Source organism: Solitalea lacus (assembly GCF_022014595.1).
In the GTDB taxonomy this organism is placed as follows: Bacteria; Bacteroidota; Bacteroidia; order Sphingobacteriales; family Sphingobacteriaceae; genus Solitalea; species Solitalea lacus.
Map to the genome: position 1 here is coordinate 426,382 of NZ_CP091740.1, position 16,859 is coordinate 443,240.

16 protein-coding genes are annotated in these 16,859 nt (G+C 35.6%); 1 reads left to right on the forward strand and 15 read right to left on the reverse strand.

Going from position 1 to position 16,859, the window contains the following annotated elements; translation table 11 throughout:
- Positions 1–96 precede the first annotated feature (96 nt).
- The gene (locus L2B55_RS01835) at positions 97–303 is read right to left on the reverse strand and encodes a hypothetical protein (protein WP_237848586.1); all 207 of its coding nucleotides are present in this window, start codon (positions 301–303) and stop codon (positions 97–99) included.
- A 172-nt stretch (positions 304–475) separates the two neighbouring features.
- Between L2B55_RS01835 and L2B55_RS01840 the strand changes: the two genes are divergently transcribed.
- The gene (locus L2B55_RS01840; protein WP_237848587.1) at positions 476–1,771 is read left to right on the forward strand and encodes a J domain-containing protein; all 1,296 of its coding nucleotides are present in this window, start codon (positions 476–478) and stop codon (positions 1,769–1,771) included.
- A gap of 178 nt (positions 1,772–1,949) precedes the next feature.
- On the opposite strand, the gene L2B55_RS01845 is transcribed toward L2B55_RS01840, so the two are convergent.
- The 14 genes from L2B55_RS01845 to L2B55_RS01910 form a co-directional block, all read right to left on the reverse strand.
- The gene (locus L2B55_RS01845) at positions 1,950–3,020 is read right to left on the reverse strand and encodes a hypothetical protein (RefSeq protein ID WP_237848588.1); all 1,071 of its coding nucleotides are present in this window, start codon (positions 3,018–3,020) and stop codon (positions 1,950–1,952) included.
- 522 nt (positions 3,021–3,542) lie between these two features.
- Positions 3,543–4,001 (reverse strand): hypothetical protein, encoded by a 459-nt coding sequence (locus L2B55_RS01850; protein ID WP_237848589.1) that lies wholly within the window; start codon positions 3,999–4,001, stop codon positions 3,543–3,545.
- Complete coding sequence (locus L2B55_RS01855; RefSeq protein WP_237848590.1) at positions 3,985–4,914, reverse strand: DUF6731 family protein; 930 nt, start codon at positions 4,912–4,914, stop codon at positions 3,985–3,987. Before L2B55_RS01855 ends, L2B55_RS01850 begins: the two co-directional genes overlap by 17 nt.
- Positions 4,915–4,968: 54 nt before the next feature.
- Positions 4,969–6,252 carry a putative phage abortive infection protein gene (locus L2B55_RS01860; protein ID WP_237848591.1) on the reverse strand — a complete coding sequence of 428 codons (1,284 nt, stop codon included), beginning with the start codon at positions 6,250–6,252 and terminating at the stop codon, positions 4,969–4,971.
- A 33-nt stretch (positions 6,253–6,285) separates the two neighbouring features.
- Complete coding sequence (locus tag L2B55_RS01865) at positions 6,286–9,141, reverse strand: type I restriction endonuclease subunit R (RefSeq protein ID WP_237848592.1); 2,856 nt, start codon at positions 9,139–9,141, stop codon at positions 6,286–6,288.
- Between the two features lie 102 nt (positions 9,142–9,243).
- Positions 9,244–9,696, reverse strand: coding sequence for a hypothetical protein (locus L2B55_RS01870; RefSeq protein ID WP_237848593.1), 453 nt, complete (start codon positions 9,694–9,696; stop codon positions 9,244–9,246).
- Entirely contained in the window at positions 9,696–10,151 is a 456-nt protein-coding gene (locus tag L2B55_RS01875; RefSeq protein WP_237848594.1) for a helix-turn-helix domain-containing protein, read from the reverse strand. Before L2B55_RS01875 ends, L2B55_RS01870 begins: the two co-directional genes overlap by 1 nt.
- 4 nt (positions 10,152–10,155) lie before the next feature.
- On the reverse strand, positions 10,156–10,716 hold the full coding sequence (locus L2B55_RS01880; RefSeq protein ID WP_237848595.1) for a hypothetical protein: 561 nt from the start codon (positions 10,714–10,716) through the stop codon (positions 10,156–10,158).
- 50 nt (positions 10,717–10,766) lie between these two features.
- Positions 10,767–11,936 (reverse strand): restriction endonuclease subunit S, encoded by a 1,170-nt coding sequence (locus L2B55_RS01885; protein WP_237848596.1) that lies wholly within the window; start codon positions 11,934–11,936, stop codon positions 10,767–10,769.
- Positions 11,923–13,536 carry a type I restriction-modification system subunit M gene (locus tag L2B55_RS01890; protein ID WP_237848597.1) on the reverse strand — a complete coding sequence of 538 codons (1,614 nt, stop codon included), beginning with the start codon at positions 13,534–13,536 and terminating at the stop codon, positions 11,923–11,925. The genes L2B55_RS01885 and L2B55_RS01890 overlap by 14 nt, the downstream gene beginning before the upstream one ends.
- 272 nt (positions 13,537–13,808) lie before the next feature.
- Positions 13,809–14,351, reverse strand: a complete 543-nt coding sequence (locus L2B55_RS01895; protein WP_237848598.1) for a hypothetical protein — start codon at positions 14,349–14,351, stop codon at positions 13,809–13,811.
- Between the two features lie 26 nt (positions 14,352–14,377).
- Positions 14,378–15,319 (reverse strand): relaxase/mobilization nuclease domain-containing protein, encoded by a 942-nt coding sequence (locus tag L2B55_RS01900; RefSeq protein ID WP_237848599.1) that lies wholly within the window; start codon positions 15,317–15,319, stop codon positions 14,378–14,380.
- Positions 15,320–15,369: 50 nt separating this feature from the next.
- Entirely contained in the window at positions 15,370–15,750 is a 381-nt protein-coding gene (locus L2B55_RS01905) for a plasmid mobilization protein (protein ID WP_237848600.1), read from the reverse strand.
- Positions 15,751–15,872: 122 nt separating this feature from the next.
- Entirely contained in the window at positions 15,873–16,784 is a 912-nt protein-coding gene (locus tag L2B55_RS01910; protein ID WP_237848601.1) for a toprim domain-containing protein, read from the reverse strand.
- Positions 16,785–16,859 lie beyond the last annotated feature (75 nt).

Below are 16,859 nucleotides of genomic sequence, written 5' to 3' on the forward strand. Positions count from 1 at the left end.
CCGCGAGCCGCTTGCGAGTGGAGGGAATGGTGGGAGCAAACAGCAGCCCGAGGTACGAGGGCGGTTTGCGCAGCCTGACCGACTTAGCAGCCGAGCCTAAACACGAGCAGCGGCCGGGATGGTAGCGGCTGAATGCAGTGAGCCGAGGCACGAGGCTAAACGGAATGAAGCGGCTACCAGCACGGAGGGAGCTGCTATGACGAATGAGGAGCCGAAAGCAATGGGTATGACAGCCTGCCACCAGGCACCCGAAGGGTATAAAGTGTTAATGTGAATTGTTACTTTATAGGCTGGCGTACCCATTGCTGGCGACGATTGAGGAATGCCTATGAACCTGCCGTGGGGTGGTTTTAACCTATCGGCAAGACAAGTTTTATTTAAGTGAACTAATCACAAATACTTAATCATCAGTTTAATTAAACAACCAATACTTATATTCGTTGTACTAATTTTTGTTATAAACAATTAACTGGCAATGACAGATTACTATAAACTGCTAGGAGTTTTACCTAATGCTACAACAGACGAAATTAAGAAATCATATCGACAGCTTGCTTTAAAGTATCATCCTGACCGAAATCCTGGTGATAAAAACTCTGAAGACTTTTTTAAAAAAATAACTGAGGCATATTCTATCCTATCATCACCTGAAGAAAGGGAAAGCTATAATTGGAAATATAAAAAGAGTCAGCAGACTGCAAACTATCAAAACCAACAAGCTAAACCGAAACAAGAGCCAGTGATAACACCGCAATTGATTCTTTCTGCATTTGAAGATGTCAGGAAAAAGATAAGTGACGTTGACAAAGGAAGAATAAATCAAGCGGCACTTTATAATTCATTAAACGACCTACTTTCGACCAACACTATTAGCTTTCTACTTACATGTGGAGATATCAAGACTAACAATCAAATTATTAACAAGGTAACAATTTGTCTTAAAAGCCTTGATTATCAATATGTAGAAAAGCTTGCTCCTAAACTTGCAACCCTTGCAGGGGCGGACAACAACACTATTCAACAAATTTACACTTTCACCAAACATCATAAATATAGGAATATTTGGATACCACGTTTCAAAGGCCTTGTAGTTATTGCAGCAATCAGTTTGTTCTATGTTGTTTTGAATTATGGTTCAAATTCTTCAAACTCGACAGTGTCAGATAACCGACCATCTGACGGTGATTTGAACAATACATTTGTGGGAGGCAATCAGGGATCAATACCACCACCTATTTCAAGTTCAAACCATGTGTATGAATCGACACCTGAACAAAAACTTCAACAAGAAAAAGGAAAACTTCGTGCCGAGGGTTGGGAAGAAAAAGATGTAAATAATGGGCAACTCCCATCTTGCTACAATTTTATTCCAAAGAAAAGTAAAATTGATAATTATCTTGAAGTACAGGTGGGTGGTGGAACTGATGTTGCAATAAAAGTGATGAACTTGCGAACAGATAAATGTGTTCGCTATGTTTTCATAAATAGTGGCTCAACATACAAAATACGTAACATACCAGAGGGGACTTATTATTTAAAAATTGCTTATGGCAAGGATTGGTTCTCAAAAGTCGAAAAAGGAAAATGTGTGGGTAAATTCTTGAGAAACCCAATGTATGAGAAAGGAAATGATATTATGAACTTTAACCTGCAAAACACTTCTGATGGTTATAGGGTTCCAAGTTTTCAACTTCAACTTGACGTAATTGCAACTAATACTATGAATACTTTTAGTTCTCAAAATATTTCAGAAAACGAGTTTAACCAATGATAACCGGATGGAAAACTGCAGGCTGGCAACACATAACAGGCTTAATCTAAACCTGTAAACTTTTTCAGGATGTGACATATCGGCCAAACAAAGTCTTCCGTTTTATTTGAACTCCAAGGTCTCCCTTCGGCAGACCTCGGAGAACTGAGGCTTAAGTAGTAGATAGTTGATTTGAGTACTAAGGCTTATTATTATCAGGGAAACTTAATGTGTTTTTATTTACTTCTTTGAGCAACACGTCTTCTGCATTGATAAGTGGATCATACCAATCTGCTTTTTGGAGTGCCCATTGGAACCAGTTTTTATCGGTGGAAGGATTCTCAGTTTTCTCAAGGGCATTTATATATTCACGAATTAGGATTGATTCTTTCCAACGTCGGGCCTGATCTAATAAATCCTTAAAGTCACTGATTTCTTTTTGTTTTAGTCTTAATTGTTCTTGTTCTAATCGTTTTATTTCTTCCAAGGCTGCGAAATACTTTCTGTTTTTTCTCCATGTTTCATTTAATTCGCTGACTTTTTCTTCCAACCGAACAAAAATTTTGAGCAACTTATCTTCTAGTAAGGTTTGTCCGTCCTGCCAAACGGCGTTTCTATAATCATCAATACTAAACGCTAAAACTCCAGTAGGCTCCAAGCGGTAAGGGTTCCATTTGTCGTTTGTTGGTACTTTTTTGTTGGTCTCACGGAGGTGAATTTTTTGACTGACATTTCTTTTGGTTACATAGGTAAATCCATTTCGGACTTCTATTGTAAATCCTCTTGCTTTAAAGTTACCTATTAGCGTATTCATGATTCTTAATGCTCTATTAGCATTTTTAGGGGTTGCTCGAATATCTATACAGTGCGGGCCTGTACCTTGATTTGGACTCGATTGATAGGGGGATGGTTTTTCTGAAAATGAATGTTGAGCCTCCAAAATTAGCTGATCTGGATTGATTAATTTGTTGGGTACTTTTAATGTGAAACCTGGTGTTTCAAGAATGTCTTTAACGAGTGGATCAATATCAGTGGTCTGCAGGTTGATGGTGTCCTCTCCTTCATAACCATTTGGAAGTTCAGCTTTGGGTGATACTTTACCATGTTTTAATTTGATCCAATGACCATTGGGAGGTAATGGGATCGCCATTTTTTTACATATTTTCTGCAATTGAACGGGAGTTAAAGGATATTCTTTACAAATTGTGGATAGTGGTTTAGACCATACTAATTCATAAAGTTCTTGGCGACTGAGTTGAATGGAGGACATATATAGCTGATTAAATTAAATCAACTAAAAGTAGAAGTATTTGTCTTAACGTGCTTTATGACACCACAAAAGAACTTAAAAGATGTTGGATTAACTATCTCTTGATCTAAACAGCTAGGAAATAATATTTTACCATTCGGAGTTACAGACTGAATGCAGAATCAAACGCACTCGTTGGGCAAATGAGTGTGAGCTGGGGAATTTCTTTGGGAACATCGTGGACGCTATTGTAAGCAGAACAACAATGCGTGTTAAGCTAAAATTCGGCATTAAATGAATGCGATTTTTGTAAACATTATTTCACTTTTGTAATAAAAAATAAAGGTATTAGTGGAGCAGTGGATATTAAAGGACAGTAGACTTTCTAGTTGGGAATTTTTTGATATAAAAAGTTAGAATTGAGATTTAAGGTGTTTGCCACAAATAAAAAGCCTACTCAACTAAATGAGCAGGACATATCTACCTATGAAAAACATTCCGGCGGGGTGCCGGATTTTCTTTAACTAATATATCTTTTTAAAATTATTTTGCACTTAAAATAATAAGGTAAAATAGTCTTAAAAATTTAAAAACCTCGATTACTTGCCACGATAGAAGAAATATTAACAAGTTATATAGTATAGTTTTAACTAAACAAAAAGATTCAATCATACCTTTTGTTGAGAGTAACAATATTGCCGCTACAGAAACGATTGCAGATAGTAACACCGCTATTTTGTTGTATTTTATTAAATCATTGAACTTGTTAAATTCTTTAAGTTTTTTAACAGAAGAACTATCGCTTTGAAGAATAAGCGTTAGTACTGCGATTAGAAACCCAAAACAGATGGCCGAAAAATCAATTGATTTATCTAAAAGCTTTTCCAAATCCATTTTTTTATACAATTGAAAATAGGCAGTGGATACTGTAATAACTGTAGAAAGAAGAAGTGGACCATACTTTTCTAAATAATATCGATCAGATTTATTCGAGTTTTGCATGTTCTAATTTATTAAAGTATAAATCAAAATCTGGAATCGCAGACCTGTAAGCACTTTGAATTTCTTGTTTGCGCTCAGTTGGCTGTAAATCCGCCATATTTTTCCGCTCATTAACTTTAATATATAATTTCATGGTATCAATCACCAAGTCTACTTCAGTTAATGAATCTTTGTTTTCGGTAGTGTACCCTTTTAATTTTATATGTTTAACAGCGCCGTCAGATTGAGGGATTAGCTTTTGAAAACCAGAAAGAACACTATTTATAAATCCTCCATTCAAAACATGCGAGGTTCTTGCACCCACACTGGCAATAATTTTAAAATTGTCCGCACCTAAATCTTTACCTGGTTTTAGAACTTCTCCAACCGCTTTGCCTTCATTTTCTGATTTACGTATTAAATAATCAGGGTTAGCAACTTCAATTTCAAGTGTTTTTTTCTCGCCCATTGAAAGCAATTTTTCGAGGCTATCTACATTGTAAACAGTTTTAAAATTGATATCAAATGGCTTATACCATGTGTCGTTTGATAACCTATAAATCACGTCTTCAAACTGATTTAGGTAGGTTCCTTCTTTGCTAATTTCATATAACAGAATTCCGCGATGTTTTTCAAACAAAAAAACATTAGGATAGGCAAGACCTTCTACATTAGTTAAACCTAATGGTGAAAGCACCCCAGTTGTTACATTATTTTTAGGCGGTGTTGATTGCATTTTTGTTGTCTGGACCAATCCAACGATGTAGTCTCCACAATCTTCAAGGTATTTCAATCTTACGTATCTATCAGATAGCTTAATATCACGCTCTGATATTTCGGGATCCATTAAGAAATCAGCAAATGTAAATTCGCGATAATCATTCACACGGAGTGTTACGGTCACTACTTCTAATCTTTTTTTCTTTTTTGCCACGGTAAATTGTTTTTATACTAAGAAATTATGTTTTTATAGAATGAACTTTATTTATTAATGAAATTTAAGTTTTAACCCTTCCCTTTCAGTTGGTTCATTTTCAAATTCAAAGTGAATTTCCGGATAGTACTGCTTAATATTAATCTCATTAAGCAAAAATAAATCAGGTAGATTTTTAATGAAATTATACTTTGTCATTAACCATTTGTTGATTTCGTAATCTGAAGCATCCTTATTAACATACTCCAGCTCCCATGCTCTTCCCATAAATGATAATGAATTAAAGAAAATTAAATATTGCTCAATTGTTGAAAGCTGCGCCCTTAGTGTTTTGATGTAATTATACTTCTCACCGTATGTTAGATTTTCTTGGTCATTTATATACTTAACCGTTTGAAAAAGATGACGAAAATAATGGCCTAGTTTATATTGATGACCACCGTAGAATTTTCGGTACGGCTTTTCATTTAGCAAGTCTTGGATGGGAGTTGTTTCTTCTAAACCAAAAAGTATATCTGATATGGAAACTCTACCTGAATTAATTAGATGTAACTCTTCAAGAGTTTGAGAAGGATCTTTCTTGATTTCGCTCCAATGTCTTAACAAATTCTTATTATAAGGTTTTAGGCTTATAAACGACGCAATTTTTGAAATAAAATCGCTTTGATATTTATTTTCAAATAATTTACATAATGCACTTAAATCCTCATATGATGTTCCAAAAAATACGATGGAATAAGCAATGTCAATATGTGCTAATCTAATAAGGTCAAAACCTGTTCTTTTTAAGTTAATGGAAGCAGTTTTATTAAAATATTCACTTTGGAATATTAAGTGAATATCACAATTCTTGAAAAATGGAGCTACTTCTTTATAACAAGCCTCAACCTGGCTATATATAAAATCAATTGCTTTTCGGTCTTTCTTAATTACATTATCGACTTCATAAACAATATCATATAAGTTTTCTTTATGAAGTTTTATCAATTCAATAAACCGATTTTCAATCTGTGACTTTTCAAATTGTTTATCCTGTTTTTCAATAGCATTTTGCTGGCTGACTAATGTTTCAGCTTGTTGCTTGAAACTAAGGTAAACAAATATGAACCCCATTGTTGAGACTAAAGTGCCAATGACTCCTCCAAAGAAGTCGCCTATTTGACCAGTTTCTGTCCATTTTGAATTACCGGTGAGCCCCCAAGTAAACTCAGCTGATACCGAGTAAATAAAAATCGCGGTTATTATTATTGTAATGAAGCCCAATAGGCCGACAAGCCACCATAACCAGTTTAATTTTTTAAGTTTTTGTAAGAGCTCTTCAATTTGTTGTTTTTGCATTGGTAGTGATATTTTTAATTGTATAGTTAATAATTACGCCGACCGATCAACTCCATCAATAAATGTATTTACATAGTTGATGATTTTGGATAGGACTCTTTCGATGATTTTTTTGCGTTCGAGGAGTTTGGGTTTTTCCTGGAGTATTTCAAATACATCATCGCGTAGGGGTTTTCGTTCGGTGAATAAATAATTACCGATTACTTCCTGCAGCTTTTCGGGCATTAGGTTTTCTTCTGCACATAAGGCGTTGAAGGCTTTTACCTTCTCTGCATCCCAGAAATCATCAAAAAACTGAGGAATATCTTCCGCATCTTCTATATGAGGTATATTTTCGAGGATGAACTTTTCAATCAGTTCTTTTTTGCTACGAAGCTGAACTTCTCCCGACAGTATGTCGATAATGGCTTTTCGCTGCTTGGTTTGCTCTTCCGGGCTGCTGTCTTTTAACTTTGCCAGTAATTGAAGTATATAGGCAACGTTTATTTCATCACGATGAATAAGTTCCAATTCAAAATCTACATCCTCTAAAATTGAAACTTTTTCTTTGGCATTTTCATTTTTAACCTTGTCATACAAATCGAGGTACTTGCTTTTATAATCCTCAAAATTTTGTTCGGTCATGGCTAACTGGTCAAAGCTAAAGTCGGCGAAAGTGCTTAGGACGTTCTTTAAGCGCATTAACTCTCTAAACGCTTTTATGAACTCTAATTCTTCCACTTCACTCGCTAAATCATCCACACTGTTAACAGTTGGGGCAATTTTTATAAGCGCATCAAATGCCTGATTGAACTTTGTAACGTAATCTTCATACGGTTCCATCAGGATAATGTCCTTGGCGTCCTTATTGGAAAATAGAGCAATGGCATCATCAGTAGCCCTTTTTAAATTACGGAAACAAACAATATTACCTTGAGATTTTTGCTCGTTAAGTATGCGGTTAGTGCGTGAAAATGCCTGAATTAAACCGTGGTATTTAAGGTTTTTATCGACATACAGCGTATTCAATGTCTTGCTGTCGAAACCTGTTAAAAACATGTTTACAACCAGCAAAACATCAATCTGACGTTCTTTAACACGCTTAGCTATATCATTATAATAGTTATAGAAAGATTGACTGTCTTTAGTGGAGAATTTGGTATTAAATAGCTTATTGTAATCGCCAATGTATGCTTCCAGTTTATCGCGGCTGTGGGTATTTAATTGATAAAGGGCTTGCGGTTCGGCTGCCATAAACTCAAACTCAGGAATAAAACCTGTAGCATCTTTATCATCTTCATTCACTCCATATGAGAATATAGTAGCGATTTTTAAAGAATGCTCACCATTGTCTTTCTTAGACTTAAAGATGTCGTAATATTTTATCAGTGTATCAACGCTGCTTACGCAAAACATAGCCGTAAACTCTTTGCTATGTGTTTTGCGGGGGTGCTGCGCAATAATATAATCGGCAATTTTGCCTAATCGTTGCGGGCTTTCTAAAAGTTCCTGCGTATCAATGTCCTCAACTTCAATATCTATTTCTGTTTGACTGCCTTCTTTCTCCCGGTACCGACCCACGTATTCAACTGAAAACTTCAGCACATTTTCGTCTTTAATGGCATCGGTAATTACATATTTATGCAGGCATTCATCAAATAATTCTTTGGTAGTGCGTTTTCCTTTTTCATTTGCTACTGCATTTTCGGCAAAAATTGGAGTTCCGGTAAACCCAAATAGTTGATGATTATTGAAAAAAGATTTGATACGGGTATGCGTGTCGCCAAACTGGCTGCGGTGACATTCATCAAAAATAAAGACGATGCGTTTTTCTTGCAGCTTTTCCATACGCTCTAAAAAGCGTTGCTTACTAATAGCCGAATTTAGTTTTTGAATGGTAGTGACAATGAGTTTGGTTGAATCTGAAAACTGTTTTACTAAGGCATGTGTATCATCAGTTCCGTCAATACTACCTTTAGAGAAGCTGTTGAATTCCTTCGTAGTTTGATAATCTAAATCTTTACGATCGACCACAAAAACCACTTTATGCACCTGCGGCAAGTGCATTAAAATTTGGCTGGCTTTAAAAGAAGTAAGCGTTTTACCTGATCCTGTTGTATGCCATATATAGCCGTTTTTGGTGCTGTTTTTTACTCTGTCTATCAATGCTTCGGTAGCATAATATTGATAGGGGCGGAGTATCATCAGTATTTTTTCGGTTTCATTTAATACGATGTACTTAGTGATCATTTTGGCCACATGGCAAGGTTCTAAGAAAACCTTGCTAAACTCCTCTAATTGGGTAATGTTTTTATTGAAGTGATCCGACCAGTAGAACGTTTGCTTAAAAGATTGAAAGCGGTTATTGGCATAATACTTCGTGTTTACCCCATTACTAATGACAAAGAGTTGTACGAACTGAAATAAGCCATTGGAAGTCCCGAATGAATGACGGTGGTAACGATTAACCTGATTAAAGGCTTCTTTAAGCTCCAAGCCGCGACGTTTAAGTTCTATTTGCACCAGCGGTAAACCGTTAATGAGGATAGTTACATCATAACGGTTTTTGTAGGGCCCTTCCATGCTAACCTGTTGTGTAACCTGAAACTCGTTTTTGCACCAATGCTCCTGATTGATAAACTCTATATAAGCGGTTTCAGCATTGTCTTTAGTGAACTGCATTTTGTCTCTCAATACTTTGGCCCGCTCAAATACATTGCCTTTGTTAAGATGGTTTACAACTTTCTCAAACTCATTGGCTGATAAGGTAGTGTTATTGTGTTTTTCTAATTGGGATTTTAGATTAGCCAGTAAAGCAGCTTCATCATTAATAGCAACGAAACGATGTCCTAATGCAACCAATTGCTTCACTAAGTTATCTTCTAACTCTTGTTCAGGTTGTTTTCCCATTTTATATTGATAAATGTTTAAAGTAGATGCTAGTAATTTGCGGTTGCTATTATACAACAAAAGGCCAATATGATTGACCTTTTATCTTAATAGCATTAATAATTATTTAGATTCTTTTATTTCTTCTTTGAAAACAATATCCTCTTTTATGATTTCTGTAACATCAATTGTTGGAAGAATAAAATTATTATACGGTGTATTTTCTGTTTTTGCGTGTAAAACACCTCTTGCTGTTCCAACTGTTATCATCGCTAAATGTGTCATGAAATTCTTTGGAACTACAATGGCTGATGTTTCTTTGTTTTTAAAAGATTCCCATGCTTGGGGATGAATCTTAAATTGACAAAGTATTTCTATTAGAAGAAAAGGTTTACTCTTTATTTCAAATGCAAATTTGGCAAACAAACCAATTGTTTGATTTTCTTTATCAATACCAAAGTTTAACGCTGTCTCTAGTTTTACTTCTTCTGTTGTTTGAACAGTTACTTCCAGCATCGCAAATTGTTTGGTTGCTATGTGTTGAAGGATAAAACCAATTTCTTTTTTCTCTACCATTAACAAGCCATTTTAAAAAGTGTAGTTGAAGTAAGTTCTGTATCAAAAGATTGTAATTCAGAGAAATCACTTTTAGCCTGATAGAATTGTTCTATCTTCATAATTTCAGTTCTTACAAATTGTTCTGGCGTATAAACTTTAGAGATTGTGTATTTAGGAACTGAAATTAATTCAATATTTAAAGCTTGTTCTATTTTAGCAATGGTTTCAAGGGTTAAATTCTCTTTGCCTTTAACTATTTTATTTACCTGCTGAGGAGATACACCCATTGCATTGGCTAAATCGAGCTGTGATTTTCTTTGTTCGCGAAGCGTTTTGGTGATCATTATCGCAATTGCTTGTGAACGCTTTAACCAACTTTTGTTCTCTTCGCGGTATTGTACATCAGCGACCCATTGAGATGGCTCTTTTGAAACTAATCCCGCTAGTTTTTCTTTTAAATTATCTACTGCCATAGCCTTATAGTTCTAGTAGTTCATAATCATCTTGGTCGAGAACACCTTTTTCAGTTAAATAGTTTTTTAACATTTCTAACTTTCTCAATTCTACTTGTAGATGTTCTCTATTGTCCATCGTTTCTGTCAGCTTAATTGCCCCTCCACTAACAACAAACATATTAGGACCTATACGTATAGCATAAATTCTGAGCCAACTTTTCCTATTTAAACCTGTTGCTTTACTTTTTTGAAGAGGGGTTATTTTATACGCTCCGTTGTCTAATGGTTTGAAAATACTTTGTAATGATGATGAACCTGAGGACGCAATTGATTTTATGGTATTTTCTAATTCTTCAGCTTCATCCAGGGTAATCTGGATTGCCTGCTCAATGGATATATCATCATATATATCTTTATAAAAGCCACTTTTTAAGTCAGTTTGATGTTTTTCGAAAAAATCATTCAAATATTCAACATCGTTCCAATTGTTAAATAAGTCACTGAATTCATCGGTTGTTTTATCATCGAATGCTACTGAATATAAGCTTTCATTAATGACTGCAAAGATAGAGACTATTTTCATTAAATCAACTTATAGGTTTATTTTTCTCAATGTTACTTTTTTTAGACATATTATACAAACATTTGCTGCAATAATCCTTTTTTAAACGTTTGCTTTTTTTCTAACTGAATGGTAACCAGTTTGATTTTATCATCTATTGCAGATAGGAAATTTGCGATTTTTTCCTGTTCATCAGGAGAAGGAATAAGTAATTTGAGACAATTAATATCTTTCTTTTGAATGTTCGGCAGTCCAGAACCAACCCTTAAACGCATGATCTCATTCTGATTAAATTTAAGAATTTGATATAGAAACGGCTTTTTAAGTCCTTCAACTAGATTTGAAAGGGAATAACAATGTCCGCCGCTCCAAAATTTGGTTTTCATGTAATTAACATAACCACAAGAGTTACCACCTTCACTAATTGTAATAGTGTCTTCAATCGTATTCCATTCATCCGTGTAGCCAGATGGGTCAATTCCTCCATTAAGTGCTGGATATTTTCCTATTTCACGTAACTCACTCTTATTTAATTGCTCCCCTTTAACTATATTACATAATTCTCCTAACGTCTTTTCTTTCCATTTTGGAAAATCATTGCCGTTTTCATCTTTAAACCTGATTTGCTGGCTAAAGAGTTGCTGCATAACGCCTTTTTTGTATTGTTCTAAGAGTGCTTTTTTCTTAGTCAATTGTTGGATATTATCATCCACGGCGGTAAGGAAGGAAGCGATTTTTTGTTGCTCAGGAAGTGAAGGAATAATTATTCTCAATCTTTCAAACTCTTTCTGACCAAGTGTTTTGTTCCTCCCTGCTCCTCCAGGAGAAGCCATTTCTAATAAACCTTTACCCTTCTTAGTTAGAAATAAATAAAGTATATAATCAAGACTTAACTTATCATATATTGGTTGGTACATAGGGAATCGATGGGATGCTATCATTCCAATTTCTTTCATTGTTGTTTTGGCTACAGCTTGCTCCCAGGCAAAAACAATATTTACTATAAAAACATTTTCCTTTATCCAGAAGACACGCTTATTACCTAAGGATGCCCCTGTTACATAATCCTTATGAAAGATTCCTTTACCATGTGAACGAATTCCTATTTGCTGATATAATTTAGTTTCATCTACTTCAACTGGAAGTGAAATCCTTTCAAATATATCACTCAGTTTTTTTTCTTCCCAGTCTCCGCTAAACTCAGAAAAACGTAGGGTAGGTGCTTTTTTAATGAATGACATTACTTTCTAAGGTTAAAAATGGAGTTACAAGATTTAATTGTTTACAGAAATCTAAAATTGAGGCATCGGTAGCCTTTATGTCGTTTTCTAAATCGTTTAGCTTTTGAGCTATAGTCTGTAAATCAACCTTTTCCTCTTCTTCAAAGGTGTCTACATAACGTGGAATGTTGAGGTTAAAATCGTTTCCCTTTATTTCCTCCAGGCTGGCTACATAGCTGTATTTTTCCTCTGCCGAACGCTCGCGGTAAGTGGTAATGATTTTATCAATATCTTGTTCTCTTAAATAATTTTGATTAGTCCCATTACCATAATGCTTGCTGGCATCAATAAATAAAATATCGCCTTCGTTTTCTCTACATTTTTTAAAAACTAAAATGCAGGTAGGTATGCTGGTGCCATAAAAAATATTGGCGGGTAAACCTATAACAGCATCCAGGTAATTGCGGTCCTCAATTAAATACCGGCGTATATGGCCTTCGGCTGCACTACGGAATAAAACGCCATGCGGTAATACTACAGCCATGGTTCCATTATCGGCCAGTTGGTGTATCATGTGCTGCACAAAAGCGAAATCGGCTTTGGTTGCCGGGGCTAGTTTGCCGTACTGGCTAAAACGGTCATCGCTCATGTGCAATGGGCTGGCACTCCAATGGGCAGAGAATGGTGGATTGGCCACAATGGCTTCAAAGCGTTCGTTGATGTGTTGCGGGTGTTCCAGCGTGTCTTCCTGTTTTATGTCGAACTTTTGATAATGCACATCATGTAAAATCATGTTCATGCGTGCCAGATTATAGGTAGTACGGTTTAATTCCTGTCCGTAAAAGTTAGAAACTTCATCCACTTCTTTGGCAACTCGTAATAACAATGAACCCGAACCGCAGGTGGGGTCGTACACTGATTTTAAGCGGGTTTTACGAGTAGTAACCAGTTTGGCCAATACTTTTGAAACCTGTTGCGGCGTATAAAACTCACCTGCTTTTTTGCCGGCGCCACTGGCAAATTGCCCGATCAGATATTCATAAGCATCGCCCAGTACATCTGAATTAACATCTTTTAACTGGAAGTCTATTTTATCCAGATGCGCAAGTACTTTGGCAATCAAACTGTTTTTAGCAGATTCTGTACGACCCAATTTTGTTGAGGTGAGGTCGAGATCTTCAAACAGATTATCGAAATCATCTTCACTGTCGGTACCCATGGTACTTTGCTCAATGCTGTTGAGGATCTTGCCTAAATCTTCCAGTATGAAATTACTTTTCACATCAGCTTCTTCATCATCGGCTATGGAGTTACCTCGTTTGGCAATTTCAGAGAAAAGCTCCGTCGGCTTTAAAAAATAACCCAGCTTTAAAAGTGATTCTTCTTTAATGGCGGCTAAGTATTCCAGGCCTTCATCCGTATTTTCATTGATATTATTGTACGTAATGCCATCTTCCTTTAAAATGTCGTTGGCATACATCAGCATTTTCTCAGAAAGATATTTATAGAAGATGAAACCCAATATATAATCACGGAATTCATCAGCATCCATTTTGCCACGTAAAGTATTGGCAATATTCCATAATTGTTGTTCGAGTATTCGTTTTTGATCTTCAGACATTTGTAGAATAATTTTATAAGCAGAAATGATTTTGCTTCAGTGGAGCAAATTAGCGAAAACCGGGGAAACAATTCTATAGGTAAAATTACGTTTTCTGACGTTTGCAATTAGCAACGCACCTATATAGCCTTAGCACATTTGCAAAGGTTTTTAGACTCAAATTTGAGCCTCTTATGAGCTAGTGTCGGTATCATTAAAATTTCTTCGCTCATACAATACAGGTTTATGTATAAGTTTCAGGGCCTTATGCCTTGAGTAAGTGTAATAGGCGTCTATTGTTGTTCACTATTGGAAATGGCCTCATCCATTAATCGCTTCACCCCCTTGCCATTTTTTTTATAGAGATAATCCCAAGCTTTTTGAATCCGTTCATTTTCCAATTGTTTAATTTTAATTGTTTGCTGGGCTTCACTCCAATGAATCCCCCACTTATAAAGATTGGTAATAAACAAAAGAAGTACGAGCCAAAGCAGCCAACGGCTGAAAACGACTTTATAAAAGAGTTTTGCGTCCTGTTCGGGAAATAATAAGATTTGAAATTTTTTAATGATACTCTTAGGCTGGGAGCCTACTATTAATTTCATATCAACAATGCCGCTTTTTATAATTTCCTGGATAGGCATGATATCAATTTTTACAGCATTGTTTTCCGTGAGGGACCGCTTTTTCTGAAAACTGTCGAATTTGCCATTCAGTTCATTAACAGCTGAAATCAAATCGTTTACAGTCTGATTAATTGTTTGCTGCTCTTTCGTGAATTCTTCCAACACTATTTCAAGGGTTTCTTTTGCAATTGTTTCGGTTTTCTTTTCCATAATGCATCTTTTTAATCATCAAACAATTATCTATTAATCTTTAATCCTTTCCTTCTGCGCTTAGTTTCTTTTAATAGTTGAGGATTGGTTTCTGCTACCTCTGGTTCATTTTTTAGAAGTTGGTGAAGTAAATTTGAAGAGCTGTTTTCCGTAAATCCACCCAACAAAATACTTTTGTGATTCATTAAGTTGTTTTTCTCACTTAGTGTATGGTTGATAAATGATGTATCAGATTGTTTTGGTTCCAGTTGTTTCAATTTTTGATTCATTAAGAGAGTATTTTCAATTTTTGATAGAGAATACCCCACTTCGCTGCCTTTGATCTTTACTTTCTTAGAATCAATGAACGAGATTCCCCGGCCTTTAATAACGATATAGCCCTTTACTTTCATTTCTTTTTCAAATAAAGAATACTGAGAGACTTTAGACAGGGTCAATTTAATGTCCGCTTTTAGTTTTTCTTTACGCTGATCATATCTAGGAAGCATTCGATCCTTAGGAGATAAAAACGCTCGAGGATTTAAGACTTCTTTCAGTTGATATTGCTTTTCCAATCGACGGCAAAGGTTTGCCATGAGTTTATAGTTGTTGCTGTCAGAGGCAACCTTACCATCGAACCCTACGCGATTTGCTGCGATGTGTATATGCTGTTCTTTAGTGTCTTTATGCAATACACAGATGTATTGATGATCCTCTATGCCAAACTCTTTTGCGCAAGCCTGGCCGATTTCAATCAATTGGTTTTTAGTAAGGATTTCATCAGGAGCCAGTCGCAAGGATAAATGAAGAACCGGCTTTTCTACTCTTTTACTTAGCTTTTGCACATCCTTAAATTGACTAGCCAGTTCACGTTTGTTTCCAAAACAATTGTTAAAGGCAAGTATTTCTGCACGGTCTATATGCTGCAAATGATCACTAAGCGATAAAGATTTTTTCTGCTGTTCAGAAAGTTCCTGTTTATCTTCCAAGCAATAACTGATGCAGTGATAAAAGGATTTTCCAATAGATACATGTCCGATCATAATAAATACTGCTTTATTGCCGATGCCAATTCTTTAGCTTGGGTTGATTGTACTTTTAATTCTGCCCGTTCCAATACGCTTAACTCTTCAATCCCATTCCGTTTCTTTGCAATCTGATTTAAATTGGCTGCTAAGTGATTCAGCGTTGCAGTAAATAAAAGCACTTCTTTGGGCAGTACTTTTAGCCGTTTATCAACTTTCCCATTAATTGCTATTTCTCGAAAGTATTCTGAAACAGAAAGGCTCACACTATTGGCCTTAGCCTCAATAATCCTACGTTCATACAAGGTGCACCTGACTGCAAGCAACTGATCTTTTTTTACAGTCTTTTTAGGTCGACCACCCTTGTTTTTTCTGACAACAATCTGCGTTTGCATATTATCCTCCCTCTAATTTTTTGAATGCGATAGCATGAAAAAAATCCTCTCTCTGAATGCGATAGCATGAAGAGAGCCAGCCGTTTTGGTTATACCAAAACATAGCTGGCTACTGCTAATCGTTACAGTTTTCTTCCTATCCTTTGACTGTGTTTTATGTCTTGTTTTTTATGAATTAACCAATCGTTTAAATCATTGTGATTTTGGTATAAGAGACTTTGGTCGATGTACTTACGCTCATCTAATTTTAAGAGTTGCTGAGTATTTTGAATACCGTTTGGGTCTCGATCTAAATAAAGGTTTACTCTGTCATGTTTATCGATGATCGGAACTGCTTTTTTAAGGAAAGAAAGCGAGTTTAGAATTAGGAAGTTGGAAGACTGCATTTTTAACCTATGATTTATTGTTAAAAAAGACAGATAGTTGAAAAAGCCTTCGAAAACATTTATTTCTTTGCTGTTATTCTCAAAAAGGGTAAAATCCTTGGGTGAACAACAACCTTTGAAATCCTTGTTTCTGAATTCATATCCTCCTGAATTGTTTTGAAAACCAATTGCTGTGTGCATCTTGCCATATAGTAAAAAATCAACTTCCTTACAGGAAGAGCTTGCAAGTTGGAGAGGAATACAACGGGATTGTAGATAATCCGTTAAAGATCTATCCGCAAGCGAACGCGAATTGAGGATAACGATTTTACTTTCATCTGTGTTTTTCTTTTCATCAACTAGAGAAAGAGGCGGGTGAAAAGAAAAAGGGGTTAAGGATTTATGCTGAGCCAAACGTTCAAGAAAGTCACTGACAGAACACTTAAAAAAGAGAATACCAAAATCAATCAGATTCCCTCCTTGACCGAGCCCATGATCATACCACACAATAAGTTTGCGATTTATTTTAAATGAAGGCGTTTGCTCTGCTCTTAATGGTGAAAGATACCAATAATCCTGATTCCGGGTCTTTTGTGGTAGATGATTTAATGAGGCTAAATAATCAACTAAATCAATTTGTTTCGCAGCCCTAATTTTTAGCTTTTTCATAGTCCTAGTTTTTAATTAATAGGAAATAAAAAAGCGATTAACAAACAACCATTATTAGACGGTTATACTTGCTAA

Bases quoted from the DNA above. Each gene is read 5' to 3' on its own strand.
- L2B55_RS01865 (WP_237848592.1), bottom strand. From the start codon at position 9,141: ATGGGAAAACAACCTGAACAAGAGTTAGAAGATAACTTAGTGAAGCAA.
- L2B55_RS01850 (WP_237848589.1), bottom strand. From the start codon at position 4,001: ATGCAAAACTCGAATAAATCTGATCGATATTATTTAGAAAAGTATGGT.
- L2B55_RS01905 (WP_237848600.1), bottom strand. From the start codon at position 15,750: ATGCAAACGCAGATTGTTGTCAGAAAAAACAAGGGTGGTCGACCTAAA.
- L2B55_RS01895 (WP_237848598.1), bottom strand. From the start codon at position 14,351: ATGGAAAAGAAAACCGAAACAATTGCAAAAGAAACCCTTGAAATAGTG.
- L2B55_RS01845 (WP_237848588.1), bottom strand. From the start codon at position 3,020: ATGTCCTCCATTCAACTCAGTCGCCAAGAACTTTATGAATTAGTATGG.
- L2B55_RS01910 (WP_237848601.1), bottom strand. From the start codon at position 16,784: ATGAAAAAGCTAAAAATTAGGGCTGCGAAACAAATTGATTTAGTTGAT.
- L2B55_RS01875 (WP_237848594.1), bottom strand. From the start codon at position 10,151: ATGGCAGTAGATAATTTAAAAGAAAAACTAGCGGGATTAGTTTCAAAA.
- L2B55_RS01835 (WP_237848586.1), bottom strand. From the start codon at position 303: ATGGGTACGCCAGCCTATAAAGTAACAATTCACATTAACACTTTATAC.
- L2B55_RS01880 (WP_237848595.1), bottom strand. From the start codon at position 10,716: ATGAAAATAGTCTCTATCTTTGCAGTCATTAATGAAAGCTTATATTCA.
- L2B55_RS01860 (WP_237848591.1), bottom strand. From the start codon at position 6,252: ATGCAAAAACAACAAATTGAAGAGCTCTTACAAAAACTTAAAAAATTA.
- L2B55_RS01870 (WP_237848593.1), bottom strand. From the start codon at position 9,696: ATGGTAGAGAAAAAAGAAATTGGTTTTATCCTTCAACACATAGCAACC.
- L2B55_RS01885 (WP_237848596.1), bottom strand. From the start codon at position 11,936: ATGTCATTCATTAAAAAAGCACCTACCCTACGTTTTTCTGAGTTTAGC.
- L2B55_RS01840 (WP_237848587.1), top strand. From the start codon at position 476: ATGACAGATTACTATAAACTGCTAGGAGTTTTACCTAATGCTACAACA.
- L2B55_RS01890 (WP_237848597.1), bottom strand. From the start codon at position 13,536: ATGTCTGAAGATCAAAAACGAATACTCGAACAACAATTATGGAATATT.